Consider the following 17,975-nt stretch of genomic DNA (forward strand, 5'->3'; position numbering starts at 1 on the left):
GGCCGTGCCATGCTCGTGAAGCGTTCCTCCGGAAAGCCCGCGCGCGGCTCGCTGGCGCGCACCCTGACCTCCGGTCTTGGCGGCACCGTGGACCGCCGCGGCTTCCTCAAGACCTCGGGCCTCGCGGCCGGTGGCATGGCGGCCTTGAGCGCGCTGCCCGCCGCCATGATCCGCAAGGCCGAAGCCGGGCCGACCATTCCAAATGTCGAAACGGTGACCCGCAAGAACGTCTGCACCCACTGCTCGGTCGGCTGCACCGTGATCGCGGAGGTGCAGAACGGCGTCTGGACGGGGCAGGAGCCGGGCTGGGAAAGCCCGATCAGCCAGGGCGCCCACTGCGCCAAGGGTGCCTCCGTGCGCGAGCTGACCAAGGGCGAGCGGCGGATGAAGTATCCGATGAAGCTCGTCGACGGCCAGTGGCAGCGCCTGTCCTGGGATCAGGCCATCGAGGAGATCGGCAACCAGCTTCAGGACATCCGCCAGCAGTCCGGGCCGGACGCGGTCTTCTGGCTGGGCTCCGCCAAGTTCACCAACGAGGCGTCCTACCTGTTCCGCAAGCTGGCGGCCTTTTGGGGGACGAACAACGTCGATCACCAGGCGCGCATCTGCCATTCCACCACGGTCGCCGGCGTGGCGAACACGTGGGGCTACGGCGCCATGACCAACAGCTACAACGACATCCAGAACAGCAAGGCGCTGGTGATCATCGGCGGCAACCCGGCGGAGGCGCACCCCGTCTCCCTGCCGCACATGCTGCGCGGGAAGGAGCGCAACCGCGCCCCCTTCATCGTCATCGACCCGCGCTTCACCCGCACCGCCGCCCACGCCACCGAATATGTCCGCATCCGTCCCGGCACGGACATCCCCATCACCTGGGGCATCCTGTGGCACATCTTCGAGAACGGCTGGGAGGACAAGGACTACATCCGCCAGCGCGTCTACGGCATGGACGAGGTCCGTGCCGAGGTGAAGAAGTGGGACCCCGCGACCGTGGAGCGCGTCACCGGCGTGCCCGGCGAGCAGGTCAAGCGCGTGGCGGAGGCGCTGGCGAAGAACCGCCCCTCCACCGTCATCTGGTGCATGGGCATCACGCAGAAGACCACCGGCACGGCGAACGTACGGGCGCTGTCGATCCTCCAGCTGGCGCTGGGCAACATCGGCGTGGCGGGCGGCGGGGCCAACATCTACCGCGGCCACTGCAACGTACAGGGTGCGACCGACCTCGGCCTGGACGTCTCCACCCTGCCGTCCTACTACGGGCTGGCGGAGGGGGCGTGGAAGCATTTCTGCCGCGCCTGGGACGTGGACTATGAGTGGATGAAGGGCCGCTTCGCCTCCAAGGAGCTGATGGAGGCCAAGGGCATCCCGACCACCCGCTGGTTCGACGCCGTCACCTACAAGCCGGAGGACATCCAGCAGCCGTCGCCGCTGAGGGCGATGTTCGTCATGGGGCATGGCGGCAACACCGTCACCCGCATGCCGGAGATGCTGAAGGGGCTGGAGAAGCTGTCGCTGCTGGTCGTCGCGGACCCGCACCCGACGACCTTCGCGTCCTTCCAGCAGCGGCGCAACGGCACCTACCTGCTGCCGGCCTGCACGTCCTTCGAAACCGACGGGTCGCGCACCTGCTCCAACCGCTCCCTCCAGTGGGGCGAGAAGGTGGTGGAGCCGATCTTCGAATCGAAGGACGACTACACCATCATGTATATGCTGGCGAAGAAGCTCGGCTTCGCCGACGAGATGTTCAAGCACATCTCGGTGGAGAACACCCGCCCCGTGCCGGAGGACATCCTGCGGGAGATCAACCGCAGTTGCATCTCCACCGGCTACACCGGCCAGTCCCCGGAACGGCTGAAGATGCACATGAAGCATCAGGCCGATTTCGACAAGATCACCATGCGGGCCTCCGACGGCCCCTGCAAGGGCGACTATTACGGCATGCCCTGGCCCAGCTGGGGCCATCCGGAGCTGCGCCATCCCGGCTGCGGCGTGCTGTACGACACGTCCAAGCACGTCATGGACGGCGGCGGCGTCTTCCGCGCCCGCTTCGGCGTGGAGCGCAACGGCGTCAGCCTGCTGGCCGACGGCTCCTACTCCAAGGGGTCGGAGATCCAGGACGGCTATCCGGAATTCACCATGGCCATGCTGAAGAAGCTGGGCTGGGACAAGGACCTGACGCCGGAGGAGATGAAGGTCATCCAGGCCATCGGCGGCGAGAAGGTGGACGAGGTCAGCTGGCAGACCGACCTGTCGATGGGGATCATCCGCGTGGCGCTGAAGCACGGCTGCGTGCCGCACGGCAACGCCAAGGCGCGGTGCGTCGCCTGGAACCTGCCCGACCCGGTGCCGGTCCACCGCGAGCCGATCTACTCCCCGCGGCCCGAGCTGGTGAAGGAGTATCCGGCCATCGAGGACCGGCGCGACTTCCGCCTGCCGCAGCTCGCCCGCTCGCTCCAGTTCAAGATCGCGGACAGCGACCTGCGCCAGCGCTTCCCCTTCATCCTCACCTCCGGCCGTCTGGTCGAGTACGAGGGCGGCGGGGAGGAGACGCGCTCCAACCCCTGGCTGGCGGAGCTGCAGCAGACCATGTTCGCGGAGATCAACCCCAAGGACGCCCAGCGGCTGGGCATCCGCGACGGCGCCATGGTGTGGATCTACGGGCCGGAGAACGACGCCAGGGCCAAGGTGCAGGCGATGGTCACCGAACGCATCGGCGTCGGCACCGTCTTCCTGCCCTTCCACTTCTCCGGCTTCTGGCAGGGCAACAGCCTGCGCGACAACTACCCGAAGGGCACCGACCCCATCGTCCTGGGCGAGGCGGCCAACAGCGTGACCACCTACGGCTACGACCCCGTGACCTTCATGCAGGAAACCAAGGTCACGCTCTGCCGCGTCGAGCCGGCTTAACAGGCGGCAGGGGAGGATAAACCATGGCCCGCATGAAGTTCCTGTGCGACGCGGAACGCTGCATCGAATGCAACGCCTGCGTCACCGCCTGCAAGAACGAACACGACATCCCCTGGGGCATCAACCGCCGCCGCGTCGTCACGCTGAAGGACGGCGTGCCGGGCGAGCGGTCGATCTCCATGGCCTGCATGCACTGCACCGACCCGCCCTGCGCGGCGGTCTGCCCGGTGGACTGCTTCTACCAGACCGCCGACGGCGTGGTGCTGCATTCCAAGGACCTGTGCATCGGCTGCGGCTATTGCTTCTACGCCTGCCCCTTCGGCGCGCCGCAGTACCCGCAGGCCACCAACTTCGGCGGCCGGGGCAAGATGGACAAGTGCACCTTCTGCACCGGCGGCCCGGAGGCCGACAACACGCCGGAGGAATACCAGAAATACGGCTCCAACCGTCTGGCGGAGGGCAAGCTGCCGCTGTGCGCGGAGATGTGCTCCACCCGCGCGCTGATGGCCGGCGACGGCGACGTTCTGGCCGACATCTACAAGGAGCGGACGGTGCGGCGCGGCTACGGCTCCGGCGCCTGGGGCTGGGCCACCGCCTACGGCCGCAACGACAACCGCCGCGACAAGGGCAGCGCCTTCGCCCCCGGCAACACCGGCACCGGCGGAAGCTGAACGACCCGACATCCCCTCTCCCCTCCGGGGAGAGGGGGCCTATAAAAGGGAAGGACGCGACATGACGAGGCTCCTCCGTTTCCTCCTGATCGGCTTCCTGCTTCTGGTGACCGCTCCGGCGGTGCAGGCGCAGCTCTATCAGGTGCCGGGTCAGAATCCGGCGACCTCCAAGGAACAGGTTGACCTCTATCAGACGCCTAACGACAAGACGACGGGCACGGTCAGCATCCCCGACGGCAAGCTGTCGGTGCTGATGCAGCCCGAGGGGCGCGAGTGGCGGGAGTTCCGCACCCACTGGCTGCGGATCGTCGCGGGCGTCATGACGCTGGGCGTGATCGCGCTGCTGATCCTGTTCTACCTGTACCGCGGCACCATCCGCATCCACGGCGGGCGGTCGGGCCGGCTGGTCAAGCGCTTCGACTGGGTGGACCGCTTCGTCCACTGGGCCACGGCGGTCAGCTTCATCATCATGGCGCTGACGGGGCTGGTCGTCACCTTCGGGCGGCCGGTGCTGATTCCGCTGATCGGCCACCAGGCCTTCACCTCCGTCGCCGACGCCAGCAAGTACCTGCACAACTTCTTCAGCGTGCCCTTCGTGATCGGGCTGGTGCTGATCTTCGTCAGCTGGATCCGCGACAACATCCCGGAGCGCGCCGATCTGGTCTGGCTGAAGACCATGGGCGGCATCCTGTCCAAGCAGGGCGAGCATCCGGAGGCCGGGCGCTTCAACGCCGGTCAGAAGGGGATCTTCTGGGCCGTGGTGCTGGGCGGGCTGACGCTGGCGGTCAGCGGCTTCCTGCTGATGATGCCCTTCGCCGTCACCGGGATCGGCGGCATGCAGATCCTGCACGTCGTGCACGGTGTGGTGGCGTCGATCATGATCGCGATCATCATCGCCCACATCTACATCGGCACCGTCGGCATGGAAGGCGCTTTCGACGCCATGGGCACCGGCCGCGTGGACGAGAACTGGGCTAAGGACCATCACCGCCGCTGGTACGAGGAGGAATTGCGCAAGCAGCACGCCAACGACGGCCGGGGGGCCATTCACCGGGCCGCGGAGTAGAGGCCGCAAAGAAAAGCCCCTCTCCCATCTCCGATGGGAGAGGGGCTTTTCTGTTTCTTCCTATTCCTTCGGCCGGCCCATGAAGTTGCGGTGTACGACGGTGTTCTCCTCGCCCACGCGCGCGCTGGCGGTGGAGAAGGCCTGGTCGGCGCGGCGGGCCATCAAGCCTTCCAGCACGAAGCTGGACACGATGGCAAGCAGCACGGCGAACAGCAGGGCAAGTCCGAACGCTTTCATGGTTTCTCCTCCCGCCCCGCCGACGGGGCACTCCGTTTGCATTTCCTAACGCGCGGGGCGGGGCAGGAGTTTCGTGGCAACGCTCACGTTTTCTCGCGGACCTCAGCCCCCGGCCGTTCGCCGGCAAGGCCGGACAGTTCGCGGGCGGCGTCCGCCGTGGCGCCTTCGGCCTTGGCGAGGCGGGCGAACAGGGCCAGCGCCTGCCCCACCACCTGGTCCATGTTGTAGTAGCGGTAGGTCGCCAGCCGCCCGACGAAATGCACGTTGGGCGTCGCGTCGGCCAGTTCCTGGTATTGGCGGTAGAGCGCCGCGTTCTCCGGCTTCGGCACGGGGTAGTAGGGGTCGCCGTCCGCCGAGGGGTATTCGAAGGTCAGGCTGGTCCTGGTCGGGTGGGTCTGGCCGGTCAGGTGCTTGTATTCAGTGATGCGGGTGTGGGGCACATCCTCGCCGGGGTAGTTCACGACCGCAACCGGCTGGAACGTCTCCTGCTCCACCGTCTCGTGCCGGAAGCGCAGCGACCGGTAGGGCAGCTTGCCGAAGCGGAAGTCGAAGAACTCGTCCACCGGGCCGCTGTAGATCAGATTGCGGAACCGCAGCTCGCGCGCCACGTCGCGGAAGTCGGCGTTCAGCATGATGGTGATGTTCGGGTGGTCGAGCATGTTCTCGAACATCCGCGTGTAGCCGTGCAGCGGCATGTTCTGGAAGCTGTCGCCGAAATAGCGGTCGTCGTCGTTGGTGCGCGTCGGCACGCGGGCGGTCACCGCCTTGTCCAGTTCGGACGGGTCGAGGCCCCATTGCTTGCGCGTGTAGCCACGGAAGAATTTTTCATACAGCTCCCGCCCCACGGCGCCGACCACCACATCCTCCGACGTGCGGATCTCGGCCACCGGCTCCGCCCGTTCCTTCAGGAAGGCAGCCACGCCGGCCTCGTCGAGGTCCAGCCCGTACAGGCGGTTGACGGTCGTCCGGTTGATCGGGATGGGGACGAGCTGCTCGTCCACCCGCGCCAGCACCCGATGCTCGTAGGGGCGCCACTTGGTGAAGCGCGACAGGTAGTCGGCCACCTGCTGCGAATTGGTGTGGAAGATGTGCGGGCCGTAGCGGTGGATCAGCAGACCGGCATCGTCGTAGTGGTCGTAGGCGTTGCCGCCGATGTGCGGGCGCCGGTCGATCAGCAGGACCCGCTTGCCCAGCCCCGCCGCCAGCCGTTCCGCCAGCACGCTGCCGGCGAAGCCCGCCCCGACGATCAGATAGTCGAAGCCGGCCGGGCCGCCCCCGGCTGCCCCCATGAAGTCGCGCATACCCCTTCCCTCTTCTGCGAGCAACCCTCGGCGAACGGCGGACTTCGCCGGAGGGTTCCGGAAGGGGGCAGGGGCGTTTGGTGGTACTCAGGCCGCGCCGTCGCGCCGGGTGCTGTCGCGCACGACCAGTTCGCAGTCCAGGCCGGCGTGCGGCTGGCCGGGCTCCCGCCCGTCGAGGCGGGCGAGGATCTGCGCGGCCGCGAGCTGCCCGATCTCCCGCTGCGGCGGCCGCACGGTGGACAGCGGCGGCAGGCAGGCGGCGCTGAAGGTCAGGTCGCCGAAGCCGATCACCGCCATGTCCTGGGGCACGCTGAGCCCGCGTCGGTTCACCTCGAACAGCACGCCGAGCGCCATCGCGTCGTTGGAGCAGACCACCCCGTCTATGTCCGGATGCATGGTCAGCACCTCGTCGATCAGCCAGATGCCGACGGGGGTGGAGGCGGTGTCGGGGGCGGTGAAGGCGATGGGCTCGTGCAGGGCGCGCCGCCGCACCTCGTCCTCATAGCCGTCGGTGCGGCTGCGCACGCGCATGTCCTGGTGCACGGCGGCGCCGATGTAAGCAACCTTGCGGCAGCCCTGGTCGTAGAGGTGGCTGGCCTGCCGGCGCCCGACCTCGAAATGGGAGAAGCCGACGGTCATGTCCACCGCCGGAAACTGGGCCGAGGGAATGTCCCACATCTCCACCACCGGCACGCCGCAGGAGCCCAGCATGGCCCGCGTGCGCTCGGTGTGGTGCAGGCCGGTCACCACCATGGCCGCCGGCGACCAGGCGAGGAAGGCGCGGATCAGCTCCTCCTCCCGCTCCGGGTCGAACTCGCTGACGCCCAGCAGGGTCTGGTAGTGGGCGGCCTGGAAAGCGCTTTGCAGCGTGTTGTAGGTTTCCGCGTAGAAGGAGTTGGTGATGGACGGCAGGATGACGCCGACCGTGCGGCTCTTCGCCGCGGCGAGGCTGCCGGCCACGAGGTTGGGGACGTAGCCCAGTTCGTCGATCACCGTGCGGACGCGGGTCGCCAGCTCCTCCGACACCGCCTCCGGCTTGCGCAGGTAAAGCGACACGGTGCTGGGCGACACGCCCGCGGCACTCGCCACGTCGGTCATGGTCAGCCGTTGCGTCGCACGGCGGGTCTTCTTGCGCTGGGGTTTGAGAGGCGGCTTCGGGGGCGTCTTGGGCGGAAATGCGGCCATTCTCGTCCTTCCTGGCGGCGGTCGGCACCGCTTGGCGAAGCGGCATGATAACACGGCCCAGGCGAAAAGGGAGACGTCACCCCCGCCCTGAAATATCAGTTGCCATGAATTGTCGGTTACAGAACCGCGTCGGGGCTCAACCGCGTCAGGTCGGCCCGCACATTGTCCACGAAGAAGTCGATGAAGGCGCGGATCTTGGCCGGCAGCAGGTTGCGGTGCGGGTAGAGCACGGCCAGCGTCACCGGCTCCGGCGGGCAATGCGGCAGCACGACGCGCAGGGCGCCGCTGCGCAGATGCTCCGCCACCTCCCACACCGGCTTCAGCGCGATCCCCTCCCCCGCCAGCGCCCAGGTGGTCAGCACGTCGCCGTCGTCGGCGTCGAACTGGCCGGTCACCGGCAGCGTCATGTCACCGTGCGGCGTCCGCAAGGTCCACTGGAACTGCTGCGATCCGGGGAAGCGCAGCAGCAGGCAGTGGTGGGACAGCAGATCCTCCGGCCGCTCCGGCACGCCGCGCCGCTCCAGATAGGCCGGGGCGGCGCAGAGCACGCGCGGCAGGTCGGCCACCTTGCGCGCCATGAAGCTGGAATCTTTCAACACCGCCATGCGGATGGCGACGTCCGTCGCCTCGCGCAGCAGGTCCAGCAGATGGTCGGACAGGCGCAGCCGCACCTCCACCTGAGGGTGGAGCGCGCGGAACCGCGGCACCATCGGCGCCAGGATGCGCCGGCCGAAGCCCAGCGGCGCCGTGACGCGCAGGCTGCCCACCGGAGCCCCGCCGATGGCCGCCACGCTGCTCTCCGCCCGCTCCGCGGCCTCCAGCACCTCCAGGCAGTGTTCGAAGAAGACCTTGCCGGCCTCGGTGAACTGCACCTGCCGGGTGGTACGGTTCAGCAGGCGGGCGTTCAGGTGTTCCTCCAGGCTTTGCAGGCGATGGCTGACCACGGCCGGCGACAGCCGCAGGCTGCGCCCGGCCGCCGACAGGCTGCCCAGCTCCACCACCCGCACGAACACCCGCATGTTCTCCAGAAGCGCCACGGCGACCACTCCCTGCGCCTTATTCCCCTCGCCCGCCTCCGGCGGGAGAGGGAAGGGGCCCACGAAGTGGGAAGGGTGAGGGCAAGGTCGCCCCGAGAATCCAAGTCACACGCGCAGGATTCTCGGCATAACCTTGCCCTCACCCTCCCATGGCTTTGCCATGGGCCCCCTCCCTCTCCCATCGGGGATGGGCGAGGGGGATTATGGCAGCATTCCACCTTTGCGTTTTTTTTGAAAGTGCTGCGCCGCACAACCGCTTCCCCGGTGGACGGCGGCAACCGTAGAGTTTGCGATGGGGTTCACCGCAAGCGAGGGGGCCGGGCGCGATGGAGCTGATCGTCTGGGAATGGGTCAATTTTCTGGTGCGCTGGCTGCATGTGATCACGGCCATCGCGTGGATCGGCTCAAGCTTCTACTTCATCCACCTGGACGCCAGCCTGCGGCGGCGCGACGGGCTGCCGCCCGGCGTGGCGGGGGAGGCGTGGCAGGTCCATGGCGGCGGCTTCTACCACATGGCCAAATACATGGTCGCCCCGCCGGAACTGCCGGAGAAGCTGACCTGGTTCAAGTGGGAGAGCTATGCCACCTGGCTCAGCGGCTTTTGCCTGCTGGCGGTGCTGTACTACCACGGGGCCAACCTGTTCCTGGTGGACCCGGCGGTGCTGGACCTGCCCTGGTGGGGCGCCATCCTCGTCAGCCTGGGCGCCCTGGGGCTCGGCTGGCACGTCTACGACCGGCTGTGCAAGTCGCCGCTGGGCAAGGACGACATGAGGCTGGCGGCGGCGGGCTTCGTCTTCCTGGTGCTGGTCGCCTGGGGCCTGGGCCACGTCTTCAGCGGGCGGGCGGCCATGCTGCACATCGGCGCGCTGATCGGCACGATCATGTCGGCCAACGTCTTCCGCATCATCATCCCCAATCAGCGCAAGACCGTCGCCGCCATGATGGCGGGGGAGACGCCGGACCCGGCGCTCGGCAAGCAGGCGAAGCAGCGGTCGCTGCACAACAACTACCTGACGCTGCCGGTCGTGTTCCTGATGATCAGCAACCATTACCCGCTGGCCTTCGGCACGCGCTACAGCTGGCTGATCGTCGCCATCGTGCTGGTGGTGGGGGCGGTGATCCGCCACTTCTTCAATTCCCGCCACGCCGGCAAGCCGACGCCCTGGTGGACCTGGGGAGTCGCCGCGCTGGGCATGGCCGCCGTCGTGGCGCTCAGCACGGCTGGCCCCCGCGATGCCAGCGACACCGCCGCCAAGCCCCCCCGCGCCGACTTCGCGCAGGTCGAAGAGGTCGTCACCTCCCGTTGCAGCATGTGCCACGCCGCCGTCCCGGTGTGGGAGAGCATCGGCGAGGCCCCTCGCGGCCTGCGTCTGGACAGCCCGGAGGAAATCCGCCGCCATGCCGCCCAGATCCGCGCCTGGGCGGTTCTGTCCAACGCCATGCCGCCCGGCAACGTCACCCGGATCACGCCGGAGGAGCGGCAACTCCTCGCCGCCTGGACGGATGGGGCGACCGATCAGCTGCCCCGATAGGTCGAGTAGCTGTAGGGGGAGAGCAGCAGCGGCACATGGTAGTGCTGGTCCGCCCTGGCGATGCCGAAACGGATCGGCACCAGGTCGAGAAAGGCGGGCTCGCCCAGATCCACGCCCAGGCCCCGGAAATAGTCGCCGGCCTCGAACACCAGCTCATAGACGCCCGGCGTCAGCTCCGCCCCGGCGAGCAGCGGCGCGTCGCAGCGCCCGTCGCTGTTGGTGCGCGTCCGCACCAGCCGGTCGCGTGTCTCTCCATCAAGGCGATAGAGCGTCACGGCGATCCCGGCCCCCGGCCGCCCGTGCGTCGTGTCGAGTACATGCGTCGTCAGACGCCCACCGTCGGCCATGCTGCGCCCTCCCTGCTTCAATCCTGAATGTATACCCGCCATCCAGCCCCGGCCGCACGACCGCCGCCCAAAAGGACTTTCAAACGGATCGAAAAAGCGGACGCCCGTGAATGCGGGTATGCTGACCAAAATGGGCGCTGTGGGGAAGGGCCGAGGGGAAGGGAAGGGGAAGGGATGATGCGACCGAGCGAGATGGACCGTGCCGCCTTCGTCGGCCGCTTCGGCGGCGTGTTCGAGCATTCCCCCTGGGTCGCGGAGGGAGCCTGGGACGCCAACCGCCCCCTGCCCGACGACGCCGATAGTCTGCACGCCGCCATGGCCGCCGTGCTGCGCGCCGCCGGGCACGACCGGCAGCTGGCCGTCCTGAACGCCCACCCCGACCTTGCCGGCCGCTTGGCGGTGCGCGGCGAACTGACCGCCGACAGCACGGCGGAGCAGGCCAGCGCCGGCCTGGACCGCTGCACGCCGGAGGAGTTCGCGCGCTTCACAGACCTGAACGACGCCTACAAGACGCGCTTCGGCTTCCCCTTCATCATGGCGGTGAAGGGCCGCAGCCGCGCCGAAATCCTCGACGCCTTCGAACGCCGCGTCCACAACGGCCCGGAGGAGGAGTTCGCCACCGCCCTGGCCCAGGTCGAGCGCATCGCGCTGCTGCGCATCAAGGATCTTCTCCCATGACGAGCTTCGGCCCGGCCCTGATGGCGCGGCTGGACGCCTTCGCCGCCTTCACGGAGGAGGACGGCGCGCTGACCCGCCTGTTCCTGACGCCGCAGCACCGGGCCGCCGCCGACCGGCTGATGGCCTGGATGGTGGAGGCCGGCATGACCGCCCGCCTCGACGCCGCCGGCACGGTCGTCGGCCGCTACGAGGGCGCCACGCCCGGCGCGCCGGCCCTGCTGCTCGGCTCCCACATCGACACGGTGCGCAACGCCGGCCGGTATGACGGGAACCTCGGCGTTCTGGCCGCCGTCGCGGCGGTGGCGGAGCTGAACCGGCTGGGCGAACGCCTGCCCTTCGCTGTGGAGGTTCTGGGCTTCGGCGACGAGGAGGGCGTGCGCTTCCCCGTCACCCTGACCGGCAGCCGCGCCATCGCCGGCCGCTTCGACCCGGCGGCGCTGGAGGCCCGCGACCGCGACGGCGTGCGCATGGCCGACGCGCTGCGCGCCTTCGGCGGGGACCCGGACGCCATCGCCGGCACCGCCCGCAAGCCCGGCGACGCGCTGGCCTTCATCGAACTGCACATCGAGCAGGGGCCGGTGCTGGAGGCCGAAGGGCTGCCGCTGGGCATCGTCACCGCGATCAACGGCGCCTCCCGCTTCGCCGTCACCGTGCGCGGCATGGCGGGCCACGCCGGCACCGTGCCGATGCCGCTGCGCCGCGACGCGCTGGCCGCCGCGTCGGAGATGGTGCTGGCGGTGGAGCGGGTGGCGACCTCCGTCGCCGACCTCGTCGCCACCGTGGGCCGCATCGAGGCCAAGCCCGGAGCCATCAACGTCATCCCCGGCGAGACCACCTTCACCCTGGACGTCCGCGCGCCGGAGGACTTCGTACGCCACGCCGCCTGCACGGCCATCCGCCAGGATCTGGAGGCCATCGCCGCGCGCCGCGGCGTGGAGATCGCCATCGAAACGACCCACGACGCGGCCGCCGCCCCCTGCTCCCCGGAGATCGTGGAGCGGATCGAGGCGGCGGTGCGCCGCGCCGGTGTGCGCCCCCTTCACCTGCCGAGCGGCGCCGGGCACGACGCCATGGCCTTCGCGGGCGTGCTGCCCATGGGCATGGTCTTCCTCCGCTGCGCGGGCGGCATCAGCCACAACCCCGCCGAATCCATCACCGCCGAGGACGCCGACTTGTCGGTGCGCGTCCTCCTCGACCTCATCCGCCACTTCGAACACGGAATGCCCCGCCCATGACCGGCACCGCGCAACAGGCCATCCGCGACTTCCTGGACCAGTCCCGCGACGATCAGGTCCGCTTCCTGGCCGAGCTGGTCAAGGTGCCCTCCGACAACCCGCCGGGCGACTGCGCCCCCCACGCGGAGCGCGCGGCCGAACTGCTGGAGGCCATGGGCCTGACGGTCGAACGCCACCCCGTCCCGGCGGACCTCGTGCGCGCCAACGGCATGGTCACCGCGACCAACCTGATCGTGCGCCGCCGTTTCGGCGACGGTCCCGTCGTGGCGCTGAACGCGCACGGCGACGTGGTGCCGCCGGGCGAGGGCTGGACCCGCGATCCCTACGGGGCGGAGGTTGTGGACGGCTGGATGGTCGGGCGCGGCGTGGCGGTGTCGAAATCCGACTTCAGCACCTACGCCTTCGCCCTGCTGGCGCTGGAGAAGGCCGGGCTGGACCGCGGCACCGTCGAACTGCACCTGACCTACGACGAGGAGGCGGGCGGGGAGATCGGGCCGAAGTGGTTGCTGGACCAGGGGCTGACGAAACCGGACTTCGCCATCGCCGCCGGCTTCAGCTACGCCGTCGTTACCGCGCACAACGGCTGCCTGCATCTGGAGGTGGAGGTCACCGGCAAGTCCGCCCACGCCGCCCTGCCGATGACCGGCATCGACGCGTTGGAGGCGGCCACGGCCATCCTCAATGCGCTGTACGACTACCGCAAGGGCTACGCCGGCACCGTGTCGGCGGTGGGGGGCATCGGGTCGCCGCAGCTGACCGTCGGCCTCATCAAGGGCGGCATCAACACCAACGTGGTGCCCGACCGCGTTACCCTGCGGCTCGACCGCCGCATGATCCCGGAGGAAAACCCGGAGACGGTGGAGCAAACCCTGCGCGCCGTGATCGCCGAGGCCGCTGGCGCCTTCCCCCAGGCCCGCGTGGAGGTCCGCCGCATCCTGCTGGCCCGTCCCCTGACGCCGCTGCCCGGCACGGACCGGATCGCCGGCATCCTCTGCGCCCACGCCAGCCGTGTGATGGGGGAACCGGTGGAGACCAAGGGGGTGCCGCTCTACACCGACGCGCGCCACTACTCCGCCGCCGGGGTGCCCATCGCCCTGTTCGGCGCCGGCCCCCGCACCATCGAGGAGGCCAACGCCCACCGCGCCGACGAGCGCCTGCCCCTGTCCGACCTGTTCAAGGCGACGGAGGTCGTGGCCCTGTCCCTGCTGGACCTTCTCAGCGCCGCGCGAGCCCCCATCTGAATCAATGGACTGCCTTAACAGGATGACTGACCCGTGATCATCGAAAGCGATCTGAAGCTGGACTTCAAGGACGTGCTGATCCGCCCCAAGCGCAGCACCCTGCAAAGCCGCAGCGAGGTGGACGTCAACCGCAGCTTCAAGTTCCTGCACAACGGCGAGGAATGGACGGGCTTCCCGCTGATCGCGGCCAACATGGACGTGGTCGGCACCATGGCGGTGGCGAAGGCGCTGTCGCGCTTCGGCGCGATGACCGCGCTGCACAAGCACTACCCGGCGGACGATCTGGTCGCCTTCTTCCGCGACACGGACACGGTGAACGTCTTCTACTCACTGGGCACGACGGAGGCCGACTATGACAAGTTCCAGCACGTCAAGGCCAAGGCCCCCGTGGGCAAGGTCTGCCTGGACGTCGCCAACGGCTACACGGAGCGCTTCGTGCGCTTCATCGGCCGCATGCGGACGGAGAACCCGGACCTCGTCATCATGGCCGGCAACGTCGTCACCGGCGACATGACGGAGGCGCTGCTGCTGGCCGGGGCCGACATCGTGAAGGTCGGCATCGGGCCGGGGTCGGTCTGCACGACGCGCAAGATGACCGGCGTCGGCTACCCTCAGCTGTCCGCCATCATCGAATGCGCCGACGCCGCCCACGGGCTGAAGGGCCAGGTCTGCGCCGACGGCGGCTGCACGGTGCCGGGCGACGTGTCCAAGGCCTACGGCGCCGGTGCGGACTTCGTGATGCTGGGCGGCATGCTGGCCGGCCACGACGAGTGCGAGGGCGACATCCGCTACGAGGACCGCGACGGCCAGCGCGTGCCGGTCAGCATGACCTTCTACGGCATGTCGTCCGACACGGCGATGAACAAGTACGCGGGCGGCGTCGCCGCCTACCGCGCATCCGAAGGCAAGACGGTGGAGGTGCCCTACCGCGGCCCGGTGGAAGGCACGATGCAGGAGATCATGGGCGGCGTGCGCAGCATGATGACCTACATCGGCGCCACCAAGCTGAAGGAAGTCCCCAAGCGCACCACCTTCGTCCGCGTCAGCGCGCAATTGAACACCGTGTTCGGCGGCTGAGTGCCTGAATAATCCCCTCGCCCATCTCCGATGGGAGAGGGAGGGGCCCACCGCGCAGCGGTGGGAGGGTGAGGGCAAGGTCTTTCCGAGAATCTTGGGTACGTATAACGTGGATTCTTGTGGAAACCTTGCCCTCACCCTCCCGCGCCGCAGGCGCGGGCCCCTCCCTCTCCCGCCGGAGGCGGGCGAGGGGATTATCAGGCTCACAAATATCACTGGTTCACGTCCCGTTCCCCTGCTTCCTTGCGCCGCATCTTGGTTAACGCACCAGGAGGGGCCTCATGAACGGAACGGACGGGGACGGAACGGCGGTCATCCGCGCCACCCTGTCGACGCTGCCGGCGACTCCCGGCGTCTACCGGATGATCGGGGCGGACGGGCGCATCCTGTATGTCGGCAAGGCGAAGAATTTGAAACGCCGGGTGGCCAGCTACACCCGGACCGACGGGCTACCCATGCGCACCCGGCGCATGGTGGCGCTGACCCGGTCCATGGAGTTCGTCACCACCCACACGGAGGCCGAGGCGCTTCTGCTGGAAGCGAACCTGATCCGCACGCTGCTGCCGCCCTTCAACGTGCTGGTCAAGGACGACCGGTCCTTCTCCTACATCGTGCTGGGCCACGGGCACGACTTCCCGCGCCTGATGCACCACCGGGGTTCCGCGCACCGCCACGGCCGGCGGGAGGCCGACCTGTTCGGCCCCTACGCCTCCCCCGCGCTGGTCGGCATGACCATCGCGGCGCTGCAACGGGCCTTCCTGCTGCGCACCTGCGACGACGCGACCTTCGCGTCCCGCACGCGGCCCTGCCTGCAACATCAGATCAAGCACTGCTCCGCCCCCTGCGTCGGCCGCGTCTCGCCGGAGGACTACGCCACCCAGATGCAGGGTGTGCGCGACGTGCTGAACGGGCGCAGCGCCGCCGTGCAGGCGGAGTTCGCGCGCCACATGATGGACTGCTCCGACCGGCTGGCCTACGAGGACGCCGCGCGCTGGCGCGACCGCATCCGCGCCCTGACCGCCCTGCAAAGCCGCCAGGACATCAACCTGGAAGGCGTGCTGGAGGACGCCGACGTGCTGGCCGTGCATGCGGAGGGCGGAACGGCCTGCGTGCAGACCTTCTTCTTCCGGGGCGGGCGCAACCAGGGCACCCGCGCCTTCTTTCCCCGGCACGACCGGGATGAGACCGAAGCGGCCGTCCTGACCGCCTTCGCCGCCCAGCTCTACGAGGGCACGCCGCCGCCCCGCCTCGTCCTGCTCAGCCACGACATCCCCGACCGCGCGCTGCTGGCCGACGCCCTGACGATGGCCGCCGACCGCCGCGTCGAGGTGGAGGTCCCGCAGCGCGGGCCGAAGCGCCGCGTCGTGGAGCACGCGCTGACCAACGCGCGGGAGGCGCACGGCCGCCGCATGGCCGAACGCTCCGCCCAGGCGAAGCTGCTGGCCGGGGTGGCGCGTGTCTTCGCCCTGCCCGGCACGCCCGCCCGTATCGAGATCTACGACAACTCCCACATCCAGGGCGCCTTCCCCGTCGGCGCCATGGTCGTCGCCGGGCCGGAGGGGTTCCAGCGCAACGCCTACCGCCGCTTCCACATCAAGGACCCCGCCGCGGCCGGCGACGACTACGCGATGCTGCGCGAGGTGCTGACCCGCCGCTTCGGCCGCGCGCAACGCGAGGATCCGGAGCGGAAGGACGGCCTCTGGCCCGACCTCGTGCTGATCGACGGCGGGCTGGGGCAGTTGAACGCGGCGCGCGAGGTGCTGGCCGGGCTGGGGATCGGGGACGTGCCGCTGGTCGCCATCGCCAAGGGGCCGGACCGCGACGCCGGGCGCGAGCGCTTCTTCCAGCCCGGCCGCGAGCCCTTCCGGCTGGAGCCCAACGACCCCGTGCTCTACTTCCTGCAACGGCTGCGCGACGAGGCCCACAAGACCGCCATCGACGCCCACCGGACCCGCCGCACCAAGGCCATGGAGCACACGCGCATCGACGGCATCCCCGGCGTCGGCCCGGCGCGCAAGAAGGCCCTGCTGCACCATTTCGGCAGCTCCACGGCCGTGGCTGCCGCCGGGCTGAAGGATTTGGAAGGCGCACCGGGCATCAGCGCGGCGGTCGCGCGGCGGGTGTATGAGTTCTTTCATGGTTGAAGTTTTGCCTCCTCCCTGACCCTCCCCCGCTTCGCGGGAGAGGGGACTGCCGCCGCGTTGTCCTAAACTCCCTCTCCTGCGAAGCGGGGGAGGGAAGGGGCCCACGGCGGAGCCGTGGGAAGGGTGGGGGCAATGCATCTCCCCTCCCCAAAACCTTCCCCAAACTGTGGCCCAGGCCACAGCGGCGAAAGCGGCCTCCGCGTACCTTCCGCTCATCGAACAACGCCGGGCCACGACGACGATCCCCGGCAGGCACCCAAACCGGAAGGAAACCACACCATGCGCCGCACCGCTCTCTTCGCCGCCGCTGCCGCCGTCCTGTTCACCGCCCCGGCCTTCGCCGGCGAGCTGATGACCGGCGGCATCGCGCTGGGCAACAACTCCAACCTGGGCGTCATCTCCAACACCGCCGCGGGCATCCAGAACAAGGCCAAGCAACAGGTCATGGGCGTCCAGTCGGGCTTCGCTCCCATGCCCGGCTATGGCTTCGGCACCAACAGCAACCTGGGCACCGTGTCGAACCTGGCGGCCGGCGTCGGCAACAAGGCCAAGCAGCAGGTCATGGGCGTGCAGACGGGCGCCCCGATGCCCGGCTACGGCTACGGTTTCGGTGGCGTCAACTCCAACCTCGGCTCCGCCTCCAACGCCGCCGTCGGCATCGGCAACAAGGCGTCGCAGCAGATCACCGCGCAGCAGTTCGGGGCGCCCTCGTCGATGTTCAACTCCAACATCGGGACGGTCTCCAACCTCGCCGCCGGCATCGGCAACAAGGCGCAGCAGCAGGTCACCGGCATCCAGCAGTAACCGCCCTTCCCCCCCTCCATCCCCGCAACTTGCGGCCGGCAGCCTCCCCTGCCGGCCGTCTTTTTTCGGGGAGGCGCCGGGATATTCCCCGGAATATTCCCCGGAATATTCCCATGACACGGATGCAGGAGGCGCGCGGCAGGGCTGCGTTGGCCGCCGTTATGCTTAGCCTTTCCTTAACCGCGCGGGACCATCTTCCGCGCACCGAAACAGACCGATGATGCACAGGGCATCCGACACAGGGCATCTGACCATGGGCCAGAACACCATCAAGCTTTCCGACAAGAGCGGCTACCGCGAGATCGATCTCGACAGCCTGCCGCGCAACGTCCGCGCCGCCGTGTCCGACATGGCGGCCCAGAACCCCGTCGCCAACATCATCGTGGACCAGATGGGCATGCTGTACCGCATCCATCTGAGCGAGCCGGCCAACGTCTATCTGGACGTGCTGGCCGTCGCCTGACCCGCGGCACCCGCTTCGCAGAAATGGAAACGGCGGCGCATTCCCTGCGC

At 69.0% G+C, this 17,975-nt stretch carries 16 protein-coding genes; 11 read left to right on the forward strand and 5 right to left on the reverse strand.

Annotation, left to right across the window (positions count from 1 at the left end):
- Positions 1–9: 9 nt before the first annotated feature.
- The 3 genes from ACSVC7_RS24875 to ACSVC7_RS24885 all read left to right on the forward strand — a co-directional run bounded on the left by ACSVC7_RS24875 (position 10) and on the right by ACSVC7_RS24885 (position 4,644).
- Positions 10–2,907: a molybdopterin-dependent oxidoreductase gene (locus ACSVC7_RS24875; protein WP_448207427.1), complete on the forward strand. Its 2,898-nt coding sequence runs from the start codon at positions 10–12 to the stop codon at positions 2,905–2,907.
- A 23-nt stretch (positions 2,908–2,930) separates the two neighbouring features.
- Positions 2,931–3,578: a formate dehydrogenase FDH3 subunit beta gene (gene fdh3B, locus ACSVC7_RS24880; protein ID WP_448207426.1), complete on the forward strand. Its 648-nt coding sequence runs from the start codon at positions 2,931–2,933 to the stop codon at positions 3,576–3,578.
- 61 nt (positions 3,579–3,639) lie between these two features.
- Positions 3,640–4,644 (forward strand): formate dehydrogenase subunit gamma, encoded by a 1,005-nt coding sequence (locus ACSVC7_RS24885; protein ID WP_448207425.1) that lies wholly within the window; start codon positions 3,640–3,642, stop codon positions 4,642–4,644.
- Between the two features lie 60 nt (positions 4,645–4,704).
- Here the strand turns inward: ACSVC7_RS24885 and ACSVC7_RS24890 are convergent, their stop codons facing one another.
- The 4 genes from ACSVC7_RS24890 to ACSVC7_RS24905 form a co-directional block, all read right to left on the reverse strand.
- Positions 4,705–4,881 carry a hypothetical protein gene (locus tag ACSVC7_RS24890; protein ID WP_448207424.1) on the reverse strand — a complete coding sequence of 59 codons (177 nt, stop codon included), beginning with the start codon at positions 4,879–4,881 and terminating at the stop codon, positions 4,705–4,707.
- A gap of 83 nt (positions 4,882–4,964) precedes the next feature.
- Positions 4,965–6,182 (reverse strand): UDP-galactopyranose mutase, encoded by a 1,218-nt coding sequence (gene glf / locus ACSVC7_RS24895; protein WP_448207423.1) that lies wholly within the window; start codon positions 6,180–6,182, stop codon positions 4,965–4,967.
- An 87-nt stretch (positions 6,183–6,269) separates the two neighbouring features.
- Positions 6,270–7,367, reverse strand: a complete 1,098-nt coding sequence (locus ACSVC7_RS24900; RefSeq protein ID WP_448207422.1) for a LacI family DNA-binding transcriptional regulator — start codon at positions 7,365–7,367, stop codon at positions 6,270–6,272.
- Positions 7,368–7,483: 116 nt separating this feature from the next.
- Positions 7,484–8,404, reverse strand: coding sequence for a LysR family transcriptional regulator (locus ACSVC7_RS24905; RefSeq protein ID WP_448207421.1), 921 nt, complete (start codon positions 8,402–8,404; stop codon positions 7,484–7,486).
- Between the two features lie 326 nt (positions 8,405–8,730).
- Here ACSVC7_RS24905 and ACSVC7_RS24910 point away from each other — a divergent pair, with 326 nt between their 5' ends.
- Entirely contained in the window at positions 8,731–9,936 is a 1,206-nt protein-coding gene (locus ACSVC7_RS24910) for a urate hydroxylase PuuD (protein WP_448207420.1), read from the forward strand.
- Here the strand turns inward: ACSVC7_RS24910 and uraH are convergent.
- On the reverse strand, positions 9,921–10,283 hold the full coding sequence (gene uraH, locus ACSVC7_RS24915) for a hydroxyisourate hydrolase (RefSeq protein ID WP_448207419.1): 363 nt from the start codon (positions 10,281–10,283) through the stop codon (positions 9,921–9,923). The two genes, ACSVC7_RS24910 and uraH, sit on opposite strands and share 16 nt — an antisense overlap.
- A gap of 174 nt (positions 10,284–10,457) precedes the next feature.
- Here uraH and uraD point away from each other — a divergent pair, with 174 nt between their 5' ends.
- From uraD to ACSVC7_RS24950, 7 genes are all read left to right on the forward strand, one after another.
- Positions 10,458–10,961, forward strand: a complete 504-nt coding sequence (gene uraD, locus ACSVC7_RS24920) for a 2-oxo-4-hydroxy-4-carboxy-5-ureidoimidazoline decarboxylase (RefSeq protein ID WP_448207418.1) — start codon at positions 10,458–10,460, stop codon at positions 10,959–10,961.
- Positions 10,958–12,196 (forward strand): allantoate amidohydrolase, encoded by a 1,239-nt coding sequence (locus ACSVC7_RS24925; RefSeq protein ID WP_448207417.1) that lies wholly within the window; start codon positions 10,958–10,960, stop codon positions 12,194–12,196. The genes uraD and ACSVC7_RS24925 overlap by 4 nt, the downstream gene beginning before the upstream one ends.
- Complete coding sequence (locus ACSVC7_RS24930) at positions 12,193–13,437, forward strand: M20/M25/M40 family metallo-hydrolase (RefSeq protein ID WP_448207416.1); 1,245 nt, start codon at positions 12,193–12,195, stop codon at positions 13,435–13,437. Before ACSVC7_RS24925 ends, ACSVC7_RS24930 begins: the two co-directional genes overlap by 4 nt.
- A 33-nt stretch (positions 13,438–13,470) precedes the next feature.
- On the forward strand, positions 13,471–14,514 hold the full coding sequence (locus tag ACSVC7_RS24935; protein ID WP_448207415.1) for a GMP reductase: 1,044 nt from the start codon (positions 13,471–13,473) through the stop codon (positions 14,512–14,514).
- Between the two features lie 281 nt (positions 14,515–14,795).
- Positions 14,796–16,658: an excinuclease ABC subunit UvrC gene (uvrC, locus tag ACSVC7_RS24940; RefSeq protein WP_448207414.1), complete on the forward strand. Its 1,863-nt coding sequence runs from the start codon at positions 14,796–14,798 to the stop codon at positions 16,656–16,658.
- Between the two features lie 279 nt (positions 16,659–16,937).
- Entirely contained in the window at positions 16,938–17,462 is a 525-nt protein-coding gene (locus ACSVC7_RS24945; RefSeq protein WP_448207413.1) for a hypothetical protein, read from the forward strand.
- Between the two features lie 217 nt (positions 17,463–17,679).
- A complete protein-coding gene (locus ACSVC7_RS24950) occupies positions 17,680–17,925 on the forward strand; it encodes a hypothetical protein (protein WP_483508772.1) in 246 nt (81 codons plus the stop codon).
- Positions 17,926–17,975 lie beyond the last annotated feature (50 nt).

The organism is Azospirillum mesophilum, from assembly GCF_053470405.2.

Excerpts from the sequence above, each read along its gene's own strand:
- ACSVC7_RS24875 (WP_448207427.1), top strand. The coding sequence starts at position 10 with ATGCTCGTGAAGCGTTCCTCCGGAAAGCCCGCGCGCGGCTCGCTGGCG.
- fdh3B (WP_448207426.1), top strand. The coding sequence starts at position 2,931 with ATGGCCCGCATGAAGTTCCTGTGCGACGCGGAACGCTGCATCGAATGC.
- ACSVC7_RS24885 (WP_448207425.1), top strand. The coding sequence starts at position 3,640 with ATGACGAGGCTCCTCCGTTTCCTCCTGATCGGCTTCCTGCTTCTGGTG.
- ACSVC7_RS24890 (WP_448207424.1), bottom strand. The coding sequence starts at position 4,881 with ATGAAAGCGTTCGGACTTGCCCTGCTGTTCGCCGTGCTGCTTGCCATC.
- glf (WP_448207423.1), bottom strand. The coding sequence starts at position 6,182 with ATGCGCGACTTCATGGGGGCAGCCGGGGGCGGCCCGGCCGGCTTCGAC.
- ACSVC7_RS24900 (WP_448207422.1), bottom strand. The coding sequence starts at position 7,367 with ATGGCCGCATTTCCGCCCAAGACGCCCCCGAAGCCGCCTCTCAAACCC.
- ACSVC7_RS24910 (WP_448207420.1), top strand. The coding sequence starts at position 8,731 with ATGGAGCTGATCGTCTGGGAATGGGTCAATTTTCTGGTGCGCTGGCTG.
- uraH (WP_448207419.1), bottom strand. The coding sequence starts at position 10,283 with ATGGCCGACGGTGGGCGTCTGACGACGCATGTACTCGACACGACGCAC.
- uraD (WP_448207418.1), top strand. The coding sequence starts at position 10,458 with ATGATGCGACCGAGCGAGATGGACCGTGCCGCCTTCGTCGGCCGCTTC.
- ACSVC7_RS24925 (WP_448207417.1), top strand. The coding sequence starts at position 10,958 with ATGACGAGCTTCGGCCCGGCCCTGATGGCGCGGCTGGACGCCTTCGCC.
- ACSVC7_RS24930 (WP_448207416.1), top strand. The coding sequence starts at position 12,193 with ATGACCGGCACCGCGCAACAGGCCATCCGCGACTTCCTGGACCAGTCC.
- uvrC (WP_448207414.1), top strand. The coding sequence starts at position 14,796 with ATGAACGGAACGGACGGGGACGGAACGGCGGTCATCCGCGCCACCCTG.
- ACSVC7_RS24945 (WP_448207413.1), top strand. The coding sequence starts at position 16,938 with ATGCGCCGCACCGCTCTCTTCGCCGCCGCTGCCGCCGTCCTGTTCACC.
- ACSVC7_RS24950 (WP_483508772.1), top strand. The coding sequence starts at position 17,680 with ATGATGCACAGGGCATCCGACACAGGGCATCTGACCATGGGCCAGAAC.